Source organism: Pseudolabrys sp. (genome assembly GCF_050250095.1).
Classification (GTDB): Bacteria; Pseudomonadota; Alphaproteobacteria; order Rhizobiales; family Xanthobacteraceae; genus Pseudolabrys.
In genome coordinates this window covers 612,959-627,230 of the sequence record NZ_JBFWPH010000001.1, presented here as the reverse complement: position 1 = coordinate 627,230, position 14,272 = coordinate 612,959, and the positions used below count along the sequence as shown (strand labels likewise).

Here is a 14,272-nt window from a genome sequence, read left to right as displayed (position 1 = left end):
CGTCACGCCGCGATGTTGCCGGCGGCGCGCGCCTCGAGATGCGCCTTGGCGCGCTCGGCAAAAGCCTGTGCCGCCGCCGCGATCGATTTCGCATCGGGCGCCGCGCTCTTGTCGAGCGTCTTATCGATCGCTTTGGCGACCGCAACCGCCGCGGCGCCGACCGATGACGGCCGAACCACGCCGGCGATCCGCGCGAGCTTGCCGAGCAGGTCTTCGCCCGAGGCAAGCTGTTCGCCGAGATCGGCGGACAATTGTTCCGCGCCGGCGATCTGGACGCCGAGCGTCTGCTCGCCGTCGCGCATCGTCGCCTTGAGGCCCGCGATCGCGCGCTCGGCGATCTCGGTCGCAGTGACGAGTTCGGCGATGGTCGCGCGCAACGACTGCTCGTCGGCGCGCAAGAGCCGCAACTGCTTGGACAGCCGGACGCAATAGAGAATCGTCAGCAGCAGCAGGATCGCGACCATGCTTTCGATCATGAAACCGAAACTGTGGCTCACGGGACCTCCATCGGGCTGGCGGATTGTTCGTCGGCTTTCTCAAACATCGCGTAAGTGGTTTTCGGCTTGCGCAAGGGCTTCGCCACGCGCACCGCGACACGGTCGCCGACCTTGCCCATGCGGCCTTCCGTCAGCGTCACGTCGCCGCAGCGCACCGTCACCATCGCGTCGCGCTTCAGCTCCAGCGGCAGCGTATCGCCGACATTGAGATTCATCATCTGCCGCAGCGGCAACTTCGCCTCGTACAGCACGGCGTCGACGCCGACCTGCGCCTGGCCGATTTCAGTCGCCAGATGCCCTTCCCAGATCTCGTCGCGGCCGAACTTCTCGCCCATGAACATCTGGAGCAGAACGGCGCGGATCGGCTCGATCGTCGCGTAAGGCAGCAGCAGTTCGACGGTGCCGCCGCGGTCTTCCATGTCGATGCGCAGGCGCACCAGAATGGCGGCGTTGGCGGGCCGCGAAATGGCGGCGAAGCGCGGATTGGTTTCGAGCCGGTCGATGTTGAATTTCACCGGCGACAGCGGACGGAACGCGAGTTCGGCGTCCGCCAGCACCACCTCGATCATGCGCTTGACGAGGTTGGTTTCGATCGTGGTGTAGGGCCGGCCTTCGACGCGCACCGCGGTCTGCCCGCGGCGGCCGCCGAGCAGCACGTCGATGATCGCGTAGATCAGGCTCGAATTGATCGTCGCAAGGCCGAAATTGTCCCACTCCTCCGCCTTGAACACGGCGAGGATCGCCGGCAGCGGAATGGAGTTGAGGTAATCGCCGAACCGCACCGAAGTGATGCGGTCGAGCGAGACTTCGACGTTGTCGGACGTGAAGTTGCGCAAGGACGTCGTCATCAACCGCACGAGACGGTCGAACACGATTTCCAGCATCGGCAGGCGTTCGTAGGACACCATCGCCGAGTCGATGATGGCGCGAATGCCCGAACGGTCGGTCAGCGAAACGTCGGCGAGGCTGAAGCCGAGCAGGCTGTCGATTTCGTCCTGGTTCAGGACACGCTCGGCGCCACCCTTGGAAGCCTGATTGAAGACGCTGGCGTCGCCGGCAAGACCGCCCCACTGCGCCGCGAGATTCTCGCCGGAGCTTTCGCTGCCTTCACCGCCAGCGCCGGCTGCTTTCGCGCCGCCTTCGGATTCGAGCGCGAGGCCCCACTCGGCGGCGAGCGCTTCCTGATTGACCGGTTCCTTCTGAGACATGGCTCAGGCCGTCACTGCACGACGATTTCTTTGAACAGCACGGCGGTGACCTTGTCGGGCGCGAGCGCGACATTGACACGCCGGGTCAGTTCTTCCTTCAGGCGGTAGAGGCCCGCCGAACCGTCGAGATCGGTCGGGCGCAATTCGCGCAGGTAAGTCTGGAAGGCGTCCATCAAGCGCGGTGTCAGCGGCGTGATCTTTTCGACCACCGCCTTGTCCGGCACCTCGAGCACGATCTTCACCTTGAGATATTGCGTGCGGTCGCTGTTGGCGTTGGAGAGATTGACCAGCACGTCGGGCATGTCGACGAACACCGCCGGCTTCTTCTTCTCCGCCGCGGCTTGCTCCTGCTTCTTGTGCGCGGCGAAATGCTTGTAGGCGCCGAAACCGCCGCCGCCGACCACCAGCAGTGCGCCAGCCGCCATGATGATGAGTTTCTTTGAGAACCGGCCTGCCGGCTTCGCGGCCCCCGCCTCGCCGTCCTCGGCGTCCTTGGTTGCGGCGGCAGCGTCAGCCTTCTTCGGTTTTGAAGCCATGTCGATCCAGTCCCAGTCAGCGCGATCACCCCGCCCGCAGCGCAGAAAATTGCGCCGGATGCGTGCCCGCGTCCCCGGAACCAAAGGTAGGTCCGTATGGTTAACGGAACCTTGCCAGCGGGCGTTCACCGGGAAAGTTTTGCCGGGTGACCTGCCACAAAGGCGTATTTTGCCGATCCGAAACCGCTCCGGCTTTAATCTAAGTATCTGATAATTCTATAGTTTACAGTTTGGCACGCCCCCTGCACTTCCTGTCGTGAGCCAAGGCTTGGGAGAGCCAAAGCTCGCGAAGACCAAGACGACTGCGGCCACGATCCGCGCCTCGGGAGGGCAAGGATCGCAAGCCGGATTGGGGAGCAGGATGGAGAACGCCTATCTCGTTGGGCTGTCACGTCAGGTCGCGCTCGCGCGCGAACTCGATGTCGTCGCCAACAACATCGCGAACCTCAACACCTCGGGCTACAAGGCCAACGGGGCGATCTTCGAGGAATTCATTAGCCAGACCGCGCGCGGCGACGGTGCCTCGCGCGGCGACACCCGCGTCAGTTTCGTGCGCGACCGCGCCACCTGGATCGATCTGAGCCAGGGGCCGATGGAACGCACCGGCAACCCGCTCGACGTCGCGCTCGACAAGCGCGGCTTCCTCGCGGTGCAGACGCCGCGCGGCGAGCGCTTCACGCGCAACGGCGGCTTCCAGATCAACGCCCAGGGCCAGCTCGTCACCACCGAAGGCTTCCAGGTGCTCGGCGAAGCCGGACCGATCACGTTCCAGCCCGGCGACAAGGACATCTCGATCAGCCGCGAAGGCCTCATCACGGTTCGCGAAGGCAACGAGGCGCGCACCGAGTCCCAGCGCGGCAAGCTGCGGGTCGTCGACTTCGACAATCCCGGCCGTCTGCAGAAGGACGGCAACGGCACCTTCCTTGCGCCGCAGGGCGTCACGCCGATCACGCCGGAGCCCGACAAGCGCGCCGCGGTGCTGCAGGGCGTCATCGAGAAATCCAACGTGCGCGGCGTCGTCGAGATGACGCGCATGATCGAAGTCACGCGCACCTACACGCAGGTCGCGACCATCCTTCAGCAGCAGGCCGACATGCGCCGCTCGGCGATCGAGAAGCTCGCCGAAGTGCCGGCGTAACGACAGAGTGATCGGGAGACAGGTTCATGCGAGCGTTACACACCGCAGCGACCGGGATGATGGCCCAGGAACTCAATGTTCAGGTCATCTCCAACAACATCGCGAACATGCGCACGACCGGCTACAAGCGCCAACGCGCGGAGTTCCAGGATCTCCTGTACGAGCACGTCAGCCGCGTCGGCACGCAGACCTCCGAACAGGGTAACCAGCTTCCGGCCGGCATCGAGCTTGGCTCCGGCGTCAAGACCGTCGGCACCCCGCGCATCATGACGCAGGGCACGCTGCTGCAGACCGGCAAGGATTACGACGTCGCGATCCGCGGAGAAGGCTTCTTCAAGGTGCTGCTGCCGGACGGCCGTACCGCCTATACGCGCGACGGTTCGTTCGAGCTCGACTCGCAGGGCCGCCTCGTGACCGCGCAGGGCAATGTCGTGCAGCCCGGCATCACCATCCCGCAGGGCTCGACCGGCGTGACGATCAACGCGCAGGGCCAGGTCTCGGCAACGCCGGTCGGCACCACGACGCCGACGACGCTCGGGCAGATTCAGCTCTCGCAGTTCATCAACAAGGCCGGCCTGCAGGGTATCGGCGACAACCTCTATCTGGAAACGCCGGCCTCCGGCGCGCCGACCGACGGCACGCCCAACACCGACGGCTTCGGCAATCTCCAGCAGGGCAATCTCGAACAGGCCAATGTCGAAGCGGTCAGCGAAATCTCCGATCTGATCGCAGCGCAGCGCGCCTATGAAATGAACGCCAAGGTGATCGGCGCCGCCGATCAGATGCTGCAAGCCACTTCCAACCTGATGCGCTGAGGACGAACCATGATCCGCACCCTCGCCCGCGTCCTTGCGTTGCTTGCCACGATGACGGCACCCGCCGCCGCGCAGACGCTCGCCGCGCTGTCGGCGGACCAGCAGCAGCCGCGCCCCGCGCTGCGCAGCGCAGCGATCGTCACCGACGATGTGGTGCGCATCGGCGACCTCATCGACAACGCCGGCATCGTCGCCGACGTGCCGATCTTCCGCGCGCCCGATCCCGGCACCACCGGCCGCGTCTCGGCCGCGCGCGTGATCGAAGCCGTCGAGGCGCACGCCCTGGTCGGCCTCAGCGCCAACGGCATCCGCGAAATCAGCGTGACGCGGCCGGGCCGCCAGATCGCCGTGAACGACATCGAGGCCGGCATCGCCGCGGCGCTCGCCGCGCGTTACGGCCTCGGCAGCGCAAGCGACATCGAGATTCGTTTCGATACCGCGCCGGCCCCTGTCAGCATCGACACCGGCGCGTCCGGCGCCGTCAACGTCGATCAGCTCGCCTATCTCGCCCGCTCCGGCCGCTTCGAAGCCATCGTCGAGGTCTCCGGCAACGACAGCCGCCGGATGCGGCTCTCCGGCACCGCGCTCGCGACGGTCGAGGTCGTCACCGTCAGCCGCTCGCTATCGCGCGGCGCCGTGGTGCGCGCATCCGACATCGCCATCGAGCGCCGCCCGCGTGCGCAGGTGACGCCCGACATGGTCACCGATGCCGCCCAGGCGATCGGACGCGCCGCGCGCAACACCGTGAGCGCCGGCGGGCCGCTGCGCAGCGGCGATCTCACCAAGCCGCACCTCGTCGATCGCAACGCATTCGTCACGCTGGTCTATGAAGTGCCGGGCATCACGCTGACGATGCGCGGCAAGGCCAACGAAGCGGGCAGCGAAGGCGATGTCGTCGAAGTGCTCAATATCCAGTCGAAACGCGTCGTGCACGGCGTCGTCACCGGCCAGGGCCGCGTCGTGGTGTCCGCGATCAACGCCCCGGCGGTCGTCGCCAGCAACGCCGGACAGTCGTCCAAATCCAACAGCGCGGCCGTCCGCGCGCAGTGAAAGCAAAGTCCATGCTCGTGAGCAAAGTGGTGAGTCGCGCTGTCACGTTGTCGGTTGCGGCGGTTCTGTTGAGCAACTGCTCGGCGCTCGATCGGTTGAAGGGCATCGGCGAACAGCCGAAACTGTCGGCGGTCGACAACCCGGTGGCGCGCCCCGGCTACAAGCCGGTGCAACTGCCGATGCCGGCGGCGCAGCCCGCCTCCTACAATCCGAACTCGCTGTGGCGGAACGGCTCGCGCGCCTTCTTCAAGGATCAGCGCGCCCATCAGGTCGGCGACATTCTGACGGTGAAGGTCAACATCACCGACAAGGCGATCATCGCCAACGAAACCCAGCGCAGCCGGACCAACAAGGAAGATTCGGGCGTCGACAACTTCTTCGGAAAGAGCAAGCTGCCGATCACCAATTCGGCGCTGCCGACGCGGCTGTTCACGGCGGACTCGACCGCCTCGAGCGACGGCAAGGGCTCGGTGAACCGCCAGGAAGCGCTGCTCACCAACGTCGCCGCCGTCGTCACGCAGGTGCTGCCGAACGGCAACCTCGTCGTGGAGGGCAAGCAGGAAATCCGCGTCAACTTCGAGGTGCGCGAACTGATCGTCGCCGGCGTGGTGCGGCCGGAAGACATCGAGAGCGACAACACCATCGAGTCGACCAAGATCGCGCAGGCCCGCATCGCCTACGGCGGCCGCGGCCAGATCACCGACGTCCAGCAGCCGCGCTACGGCCAGCAGGTGATGGACATTCTGTTGCCCTTCTGACCACGGACCGAACGGGCATGATCCCGAAAAGTGGATACCGGTTTTCGGACAAGATCATGCCCCACGAAATAATTGACATAAGCATGCGCCAGATCTTCCCCGCGTAGCTTATCGGGCTCCCACGCCGTCCAGCGTAGCGCGCACGCGACGACGGCGACACGACGCGGCCTCCGGTGTGCTCCCCCACACGGAGGCCGCGCTTCGTTTTTACCAAAGCGTTTCCAAGCGAAGTGGGAACCGGTTCGCGTGAAGAAAACGCGTCAAAACAAAAACGAGAACCTCTAGAACGCAAACGGCCTCCGGCGGGACACCGGAGGCCGTTTTCAGTTTCAGAATTCGCTGTCGCTCAATCGTCGCGATAGACGCGCTCGCGCCGCTCATGACGCTCCTGGGCCTCGACCGACAGCGTCGCGATCGGACGCGCCTCGAGACGCTTGAGCGAGATCGGCTCGCCGGTCTCCTCGCAATAACCGTAGGAGCCGTCTTCGATCCGGGTCAGCGCCTCGTCGATCTTGGCGATCAGCTTGCGCTGGCGGTCGCGGGCGCGCAGTTCGATCGCCCGGTCGGTTTCCGAAGAGGCCCGGTCGGCGAGATCCGGGTGATTTTGGTTTTCCTCTTGCAGGTGGGCCAGGGTCTCCTTGGCCTCCTTGAGGATTTCTTCCTTCCAGGCGAGCAGCTTGACGCGGAAATACTCCCGCTGCCGCTCGTTCATAAAGGGCTCTTTGTCCGTCGGCCGGTACGGCTTGGTCTTTTCGACCTTGATTGTATTAGCCTTCCCCGGCTTGGTCTTTGCCAGCATCTACCTACCACTCCCGTCTGGAATACGCAGAACGCGAATAGCCCTCCCACAGGCCGCAGGCTTATATACGTGCGGCGGGCCGCCGACAATAGGTCAGTGGCCGCTGTAATTCGCAATTTATGACGGTTTTGTAAGCAGTTACCGGTATCCCGGCGCTCCGGGCCTATTGCCGCGAAGCGGCCGCGCTAGCGGACGCCCGCCTTGGCGAGTTCCACCGCGACTCTCAGGTCGATTTCGGCCAGCACCCCGTCCAGCCCGGCATCGCCCGAGTCGGCCTTGAGCCCTTCCGAGGCCGCCTTGAGCCGGCCGATCACCGAGGCGTCGAGGCTGCCGTCCAGCACCCCGACCTTGAGCGCGTCGAGCACGTCGAGCGCGTGGCGTCCACGGCCGACCGCCCGTTTCTTGCGTTCGGTCGGATCCTCGACCCCTTGCAGCGCGATCAGCGCATCGAGGCTGGTCACGGCGCGCAGGCTGCTCGCCGCCGCGGCGCTGCGCGGCGTTTCCTGTTCGGCGACGGAGAACGTTCCCGACGATGCGCGGCGTGGCGCAGCCGTCGACGAGGCACGCGCCGTCGCGTTCGTTCCGTTGATGCGCATCGCTTCAGCTCCCCACCGGGTTCGGTCGCCCCCGGCTCCCGTAGGCAGCCTGCGCCGGTATGGTTAATGGCGGGTAAAAAAGGCGCCGGCAGGCCGGCAATAATTGCCGCGGGCAGCCAAAGCTGCCGGGCCGCGCAGCGCCTTCCGCACGCGGTCGTTTCCGAAAACGCACGCGGTCGCAACGGCTTGGCGCATCCGCTGCGACTGGCACGACATTCGCAAGACACGCGCTGTAGTCCGCTAGTCATTGGGGAGAATGATGACGAGGACATTGAAGGCCGTGTATCTCGCGGCGGTCATGATCCTGCTTGCCGCGACGCCGTCGGGAGCGACGTCGCGCATCAAGGATTTGGCCAATGTCGAAGGCGTGCGCCAGAACCAGTTGATCGGCTACGGTCTCGTGGTCGGCCTCAACGGCACCGGCGATACGCTCAACAATATTCCCTTCACCAAGCAGTCTCTGCAGGCGATGCTGGAACGCCTCGGCGTCAACATCCGCGGCCAGACGCTGCGCACCGGCAACGTCGCCGCCGTGATGGTGACGGCCAACCTGCCGGCCTTCGGCACGCAGGGCACCCGCATCGACATCACCGTCTCCGCCCTCGGCGACGCCAAGAGCCTGCAGGGCGGCACGCTGCTGGTCACGCCGCTGTTGGGCGCCGACGGCAACGTCTACGCGGTCGGCCAGGGCTCGATCGCGATCGGCGGCTTCCAGGCCGAGGGCGACGCCGCCAAGATCACCCGCGGCGTGCCGACGGTCGGGCGCATCGCCAACGGCGCGCTGATCGAGCGCGAGATCGACTTCGCGCTCAACCGGCAGAGCCAGCTCCGCATGGCGCTGCGCAATCCGGACTTCACCACCGCCAAGCGCGTCGCGGCGGCGATCAACGACTTCATCGGCGCGCCGACCGCCGAGCCGCTCGATCCCTCGACCGTGCAGATCAGGATCCCGCAGCAGTACCAGGGCAACGTGGTGGCGCTGCTGACCGAGATCGAGCAGTTGCAGGTCGAGCCCGACCAGCCAGCCAAGATCGTGATCGACGAACGCTCCGGCATCATCGTGCTCGGCCGCGACGTCCGCGTGTCGATGGTCGCGGTCGCGCAGGGCAACCTCACCGTCACCATTTCGGAAACGCCGCAGGTCAGCCAGCCGCTGCCGTTCTCGCGCGGCGGGCAAACCACCGTCGTGCCACGCACCCGCATCGGCGTGCAGGAGGACGGCAAGAAGCTCGCCGTCGTCAAGGACGGCGTGTCGCTGCAGCAGCTGGTCGATGGGCTCAACGCACTCGGCATCGGCCCGCGCGACATGATCGCGATCCTGCAGGCGATCAAGGCCTCGGGCGCGATCCAGGCCGACATCGAGGTGATGTGATGGCCGCCGACATGATGCTCCCCGCCGCCGGCCGCAACGCCGCCGACATGCTGCAGGCCAACCGCATCGCCGGCGCGACCAAGAAAGTCTCGTCCGGCATACACGCCAAGGCGAAGGCCGCGTCGGAGGATTTCGAGGCGGTGTTCCTCAACACCATGTTCCAGCAGATGTTCGCCGGTCTCGAGGGCGAAGGCCCGTTCGGCGGCAAGGGCGCGACCGGCGTGTGGCGCTCGTTCCTGACCGACCAGTATTCGCGGACTTTCGCCAAGGCCGGCGGCGTCGGCATCGGCAACGAGGTCTACCGCGCGCTCCTCGAACAGCAGGGTCTTCGCTCATGACAGCAGCCTCGAACACGCAGGCCGCCGGCGACGGCTTCAAGACCCCGCAGGAGGCGGCCAATCTCATCGAGCAGTTCGGCCGCATCATGGATTCGCTGGTCGAGACGGTCGAACGCGAAACCGCGCTGGTCCGCGAGGGCAAACTGAGCGAGGCCGGCACGCTCGAGGCGGTCAAGGCCGAGCTGTCGCGCGAGTACCAGGCCGGCACTGCCTGGTTCAAGCGCAATAACGGCTATCTCAAATCCAACCTGCCGGCCCTGCTCAAGGCGCTGCACAGGCGCCACGACGAATTCCGCGCGGTGCTCCAGATCAACCTCACGGTGCTCGCCACCGCGCAGGCGGTGTCGGAAAGCATCATCCGCGGCGTGTCCGGCGAGATGGCGCGCAAGCAGTCGCCGCAGACCTACGGCGCGTCCGGCAAGGCCAACACGCCGGGGCCGCGCGCAAGCCAGCCGATCTCGGTCAGCCGCTCGCTTTAAGCATCGTCGCAGCCGCGGCGCCCGCGCCACCGCGTCTCGCGGCGGACGCACCGCCGCGCGGCAAACATCGCCGCGACAATTTTCACAAAATCGGCGGAAGCCCGCCAAGGCGCCGCCAACCGCGTTCTTTTACGCGCCGTTACGAGACGGCTCGCTAGGCTTGCCGCGCTCGAACGGCATCACGAAACCAGAAAGGTCTCGTATCATGACGTGGAAACCGACGACGACCGCCGCGACGCGGCACGCTGCGCGGTTCTTTGCATGCGGCGCCGGCAGCGCGCCCGCCCCGCTCTTCACGCAACGACAATGTCGCTCGCAAGCGGTCCGCGCTTCGTTAACGCGCGATGAATTTTCACGGCTAACAGACCGTTAACGGCATGCCGAAAAGTCGCCGACAACTTTCCGCTAATCATCATGTCGCGGGAAAGCCGGTAGTAACCCATTAACCATGATTTTTTACCGGCCATTACGTGCTGCTCGGTTACTTGTCGCGCGCCAGTACGGCACTAAACCAGAAAGGTTAGATCTAACATGTCTTCCAATATCACTCTCTCGGCCGGCGTTCGGCAGAACCTCCTCTCGCTCCAGGACGCTGCCAGCCTGATCGGCGAGACTCAGAACCGCCTCGCCACCGGCAAGAAGGTGAACTCGGCGCTCGACAATCCGGGCAACTTCTTCACCTCCCAGTCCCTGCAGAACCGCGCCAGCGACCTCAACGGCCTGCTCGACGCGATCGGCCAGGCTCAGCAGACGCTGAAGGCTGCCGACCAGGGCATCACCTCGATCACCAAGCTGGTCGAATCCGCCAAGTCCATCGCCAAGCAGGCCCAGCAGGCTCCCGCCGCCGGCTCGACGACGTACAGCGCGATCACCGCCTCGGGCGATCCCACCAACGAAACGCTCGGCACCGTGACCGGTGCGGGCCTCGGCGCCACGCTCGGCGTGGGTAACGGTGGCAACCTCGTCATCAGCAGCGGCGGCACCGACTACACCGTCGCGCTCGCTGACGGCGATGACATCTCGACCATCGTCACCAAGATCAACGCCGTGACCGGCGCCGGTGGCGCCAACGTTGTGACGGCTTCCGATGACGGTTCGGGTCAGCTGAAGCTCGATGCGGTCACTGCCGACGTCGACTTCACTGTCAACGCTTCGTCGGATGACGTGACGACCACCGCCCTCGGCCTGACCGAAGGTGCTGCGCACAACTCGACCAGCCTGCTCGACAGCATCGGCTCTTCCGGCCAGACGCTGACGATCCAGGTGAACGGTGGCGCCAACCAGGTGATCACGTTCGGCACCGGCGCGGGTGAAGTCTCCACGCTCGCCGAATTGAACACCAAGCTCGGCACCATCTCGGGCCTGTCCTCGGCGTCGGCCTCGAACTCGGCGATCTCGCTCGCCGTTGCGTCGACCTCGTCGCAGAACAGCATCAAGCTGACGACCTCGAACGCGGGCCTGCAGACGGCCCTCGGCCTCGGCTCCTATTCCAGCACCTCGGGTGTCACCACCCAGGGCACGGCGACTGTCGGCACGCCCGACGCGACCCGTACTTCGCTGGAAGCGGACTACAACAACATCATCTCGCAGATCGACACCCTGGCTGGCGATGCCTCCTATAACGGCAAGAACCTGCTCAGCGGCGACGACCTGAAGGTGGTGTTCAACGAGACCGGCACCAGCTCGCTGACCATCTCGGGCGTCAGCTTCAACTCCGCTGGTCTCGGCCTCTCCGCCGTCAGCTCGGGCACGTTCCAGAACAACACCAACGTCGATGGTGTCATCGGCCAGCTCGACACCGCGCTGACCAGCCTGCGTACCCAGGCTTCGAAGTTCGGTTCGAGCCTGACCACGGTGCAGACCCGTCAGGACTTCACCAAGAACCTGATCACCACGCTGCAGACCGGTGCGGACAGCCTCGTGCTCGCCGACACCAACCTGGAAGGTGCGAACCTTCTGGCCCTGCAGACCCGCCAGAGCCTGTCCTCGACGGCTCTGTCGCTGTCGGCCCAGGCCGACCGTGCGGTGCTCCGTCTGTTCGGCGGCTAATCCTAAGCCACAGATCGAAAACGGAAACGGCGGGGGAAACCCCGCCGTTTTCTTTTTGGCCGCCGCCTTTGAGCGGCCGCAGCGCCATCGCGCGCTGCATTCCGAATCCAGCCCGCACGTTTACGCTTCCTTAAGCCATTTTTAACCGTCCATTAGGGTTAACCAATCATGATCGCGGCACGGTTTGCGTGCGCGTCGCGTCGTGTCGATCCGTGCCGCTTGGCCGTCAGCCAAAAAAATCAAAGGATGAATTGTCATGAGCGATATCGTGCTCTCCGCCGGCGTTCGCCAGAATCTCCTGGCGCTGCAGCAGACCGCCGACTTGATGAGCCTCACCCAGAACCGGCTGGCGACCGGCAAGCGGGTGAACTCGGCGCTCGACAATCCCACCAACTTCTTCACGTCGCAGGGCCTGCACGCCCGCTCGAACGACCTGAACGGCCTGCTCGACTCGATCGTCCAGGCCCAGCAGACGCTGAACCTCACCGACCAGGGCATCACCTCGCTGACCAAGCTGGTCGACTCGGCAAAGTCGATCGCCAAGCAGGCCATGCAGGCCCCGCCCCCCGGCTCGACGACCTACAACGCCTTTACCGTCGCCGGCGCGGCGCCGACCGCCGAGACGCTCGGCACCGTCACCGGCGCCGGTCTCGGCGCCACGCTCGGCGTCGGTAACGGCGGCAACCTCGTTATCACCGCCAACGGCACCAACTACACGGTTGCGCTCGCCGACGGCGACGACATCTCGACCATCGTCAGCAAGATCAACGCCGTGACCGGCGCCGCCGGCGCCAATGTGGTCACCGCCTCCGACAACGGCTCGGGCCAGCTCAAGCTCGACGCCATCACCGCGGACGTCGACTTCTCGGTTAATGCCCTGACCGACGACGTCACCAGCACCGCGCTCGGCCTAGCCGAAGGCGTCGCGCATAACTCGACCAGCCTGCTCGACAACCTCATCGCCAACGGCGGCGCGTCGGGCGACACGCTCACCGTCAAGATCAACGGCGGCGCGAACCAGGTCATCACCTTCGGCACCGGCCCTGGCCAGATCTCGACGCTCGCCGAACTCAACACGACAATCAGCAACTTCACCGGCCTCGGCGCCGGCTCCGGCGCCAACGGCTCGGCGCTGACCTTCAACGTCTCCTCCGCGGCGTCGCAGAACAGCCTGCTGCTGACCTCCTCGACCGCGGGCCTCACCACCACGCTCGGCCTCGGCGGCCTGACCGGCATCACCACGCAGGGCACCGCCACCATCGGCGCGCCGGACTTCACCCGCACCTCGCTCGAAAAGGACTTCAACAACGTGTTGAGCCAGATCGACGCGCTGGCCGGCGACTCGTCCTACAACGGCATCAACCTGCTGATGGGCGACCAGTTGAAGATCGTCTTCAACGAGACCGGCACCAGCTCGCTGACCGTGCAGGGCGTGACCTTTGACTCCACCGGCCTCGGCCTCTCGACCGTCACGACCGGCACCTTCCAGAACAACGCCAATATCGACGCGGTGCTCGCCGGCGTCGACAACGCGCTGAAGACGCTGCGCACCCAGGCCTCGGCCTTCGGCGCGAACCTGAACACCGTGCAGACCCGTCAGGACTTCACCAAGGGCCTGATCCAGACGCTCGAGACCGGCGCCGACGCGCTGGTGCTCGCCGACACCAACGAAGAGGGCGCGAACCTCCTGGCCCTGCAAACCCGCCAGAGCCTGTCCTCGACGGCGCTGTCGCTGTCGGCGCAGAACGACCAGGCTGTGCTGCGCCTGTTCGGCGGCGGCTGATCCCGCCCGACAATCCGGAAACGGCAAGACGGCGGGGCAAAACCCCGCCGTTTAACGTTTCATTAAGCACGCGGTGAACACCATGCCGCACGAGTCGCAGGAGGCACCGATGGCACTCAAGGTCGAACTGAAGCCCGGCGAAAAGGTCGTGATCGGCGAATGCGTCATCACCAACGGCGATCAGCGCGCGCGGTTCCTGATCGAAGGCAGCTCACCGATCCTGCGCGAAAAAGACATCATGACGGCGAACCTCGCCGATACGCCGGCCAAGCGCATCTATCTCGCGGTGCAATACATGTACACCTCGCGCGATCCGGCGGCCTTCCACGACGACTACTTCGCGCTGATCAAGGATCTGGTGCAGGCCGCGCCCAGCGCCTGGCCGCTGGTTGAAAGCATCAACAACCTTATCTTAACAGGCGAAATGTATAAGGCGCTCAAGCAGGCCGCGAAGCTGATGGCCTACGAAAAGGATCTTCTCGATAATGCAAAGCGCGACGCAGGCGTACGGCAAAGTCGCCAGCCAGACCTTAAATCCGCGTGATCTCGAAGCTCACCTGCTGTTGAAGGCGGCTTCCCGTCTGCAAGCCATTCGCGAATCCTGGGACGCCAAAAAGGGCGACCTGGACGACGCGCTGCACTATAACCGCAAGCTCTGGTCGATCTTCATGTCGTCGGTGAGCGACCCGCAGAACCCGCTGCCGAAGCCGGTTCGCGAGAACGTCGCCAATCTCGGCCTGTTCGTCTTCAAGCAGACCTTCTCGGCGATGTTCGAGCGCAATCCGGACCAGCTCCGTCCGCTCATCAACATCAACCGCGAACTGGCCGCCGGCCTGCGCGGACAAGCCGCTTAA

At 65.3% G+C, this 14,272-nt stretch carries 15 protein-coding genes and 1 pseudogene; 11 read left to right on the top strand and 5 right to left on the bottom strand.

Translation table 11 applies throughout. The annotated features are described in order from the left end of the window. Positions 1 to 2: 2 nt before the first annotated feature. From AB7F10_RS02990 to fliL, 3 genes are read right to left on the bottom strand one after another with little or no spacing between them, the layout of a single operon-like run. Positions 3 to 497, bottom strand: coding sequence for a DUF6468 domain-containing protein (locus AB7F10_RS02990; RefSeq protein WP_428557758.1), 495 nt, complete (start codon positions 495 to 497; stop codon positions 3 to 5). Next, positions 494 to 1,705 (bottom strand): flagellar motor switch protein FliM, encoded by a 1,212-nt coding sequence (gene fliM / locus AB7F10_RS02985; RefSeq protein ID WP_428557759.1) that lies wholly within the window; start codon positions 1,703 to 1,705, stop codon positions 494 to 496. The genes AB7F10_RS02990 and fliM overlap by 4 nt, the downstream gene beginning before the upstream one ends. Before the next feature lie 11 nt (positions 1,706 to 1,716). Further along, positions 1,717 to 2,241, bottom strand: a complete 525-nt coding sequence (fliL, locus tag AB7F10_RS02980; protein WP_428557760.1) for a flagellar basal body-associated protein FliL — start codon at positions 2,239 to 2,241, stop codon at positions 1,717 to 1,719. Positions 2,242 to 2,602: 361 nt separating this feature from the next. Here fliL and flgF point away from each other — a divergent pair, with 361 nt between their 5' ends. The 4 genes and pseudogenes from flgF to flgH all read left to right on the top strand — a co-directional run. Continuing rightward, entirely contained in the window at positions 2,603 to 3,379 is a 777-nt protein-coding gene (gene flgF / locus AB7F10_RS02975; protein WP_428557761.1) for a flagellar basal-body rod protein FlgF, read from the top strand. A gap of 26 nt (positions 3,380 to 3,405) precedes the next feature. Then, positions 3,406 to 4,194, top strand: a complete 789-nt coding sequence (gene flgG, locus AB7F10_RS02970; RefSeq protein WP_428557762.1) for a flagellar basal-body rod protein FlgG — start codon at positions 3,406 to 3,408, stop codon at positions 4,192 to 4,194. Between the two features lie 9 nt (positions 4,195 to 4,203). Continuing rightward, positions 4,204 to 5,244, top strand: a complete 1,041-nt coding sequence (flgA, locus tag AB7F10_RS02965) for a flagellar basal body P-ring formation chaperone FlgA (RefSeq protein ID WP_428557763.1) — start codon at positions 4,204 to 4,206, stop codon at positions 5,242 to 5,244. Positions 5,245 to 5,309: 65 nt separating this feature from the next. Continuing rightward, positions 5,310 to 6,002: pseudogene (gene flgH / locus AB7F10_RS02960) on the top strand (flagellar basal body L-ring protein FlgH); the annotation flags it as partial. Between the two features lie 346 nt (positions 6,003 to 6,348). Here the strand turns inward: flgH and dksA are convergent. Together dksA and AB7F10_RS02950 are read right to left on the bottom strand one after the other, a co-directional pair. After that, the gene (dksA, locus tag AB7F10_RS02955) at positions 6,349 to 6,801 is read right to left on the bottom strand and encodes an RNA polymerase-binding protein DksA (RefSeq protein ID WP_428557764.1); all 453 of its coding nucleotides are present in this window, start codon (positions 6,799 to 6,801) and stop codon (positions 6,349 to 6,351) included. Positions 6,802 to 6,986: 185 nt separating this feature from the next. Next, a complete protein-coding gene (locus AB7F10_RS02950) occupies positions 6,987 to 7,397 on the bottom strand; it encodes a flagellar assembly protein FliX (protein WP_428557765.1) in 411 nt (136 codons plus the stop codon). Positions 7,398 to 7,695: 298 nt separating this feature from the next. Here AB7F10_RS02950 and AB7F10_RS02945 point away from each other — a divergent pair, with 298 nt between their 5' ends. The 7 genes from AB7F10_RS02945 to flaF all read left to right on the top strand — a co-directional run bounded on the left by AB7F10_RS02945 (position 7,696) and on the right by flaF (position 14,272). Then, a complete protein-coding gene (locus AB7F10_RS02945) occupies positions 7,696 to 8,769 on the top strand; it encodes a flagellar basal body P-ring protein FlgI (RefSeq protein ID WP_428558394.1) in 1,074 nt (357 codons plus the stop codon). Between the two features lie 47 nt (positions 8,770 to 8,816). After that, positions 8,817 to 9,107: a flagellar assembly peptidoglycan hydrolase FlgJ gene (gene flgJ, locus AB7F10_RS02940; RefSeq protein ID WP_428558395.1), complete on the top strand. Its 291-nt coding sequence runs from the start codon at positions 8,817 to 8,819 to the stop codon at positions 9,105 to 9,107. Continuing rightward, positions 9,104 to 9,586, top strand: a complete 483-nt coding sequence (locus AB7F10_RS02935; protein WP_428557766.1) for a hypothetical protein — start codon at positions 9,104 to 9,106, stop codon at positions 9,584 to 9,586. The genes flgJ and AB7F10_RS02935 overlap by 4 nt, the downstream gene beginning before the upstream one ends. A 531-nt stretch (positions 9,587 to 10,117) precedes the next feature. Next, entirely contained in the window at positions 10,118 to 11,635 is a 1,518-nt protein-coding gene (locus tag AB7F10_RS02930) for a flagellin (protein WP_428557767.1), read from the top strand. Between the two features lie 256 nt (positions 11,636 to 11,891). Continuing rightward, the gene (locus AB7F10_RS02925) at positions 11,892 to 13,418 is read left to right on the top strand and encodes a flagellin (RefSeq protein ID WP_428557768.1); all 1,527 of its coding nucleotides are present in this window, start codon (positions 11,892 to 11,894) and stop codon (positions 13,416 to 13,418) included. Positions 13,419 to 13,527: 109 nt separating this feature from the next. Next, entirely contained in the window at positions 13,528 to 13,962 is a 435-nt protein-coding gene (flbT, locus tag AB7F10_RS02920) for a flagellar biosynthesis repressor FlbT (RefSeq protein WP_428557769.1), read from the top strand. Then, positions 13,904 to 14,272, top strand: coding sequence for a flagellar biosynthesis regulator FlaF (flaF, locus tag AB7F10_RS02915; protein ID WP_428557770.1), 369 nt, complete (start codon positions 13,904 to 13,906; stop codon positions 14,270 to 14,272). The genes flbT and flaF overlap by 59 nt, the downstream gene beginning before the upstream one ends.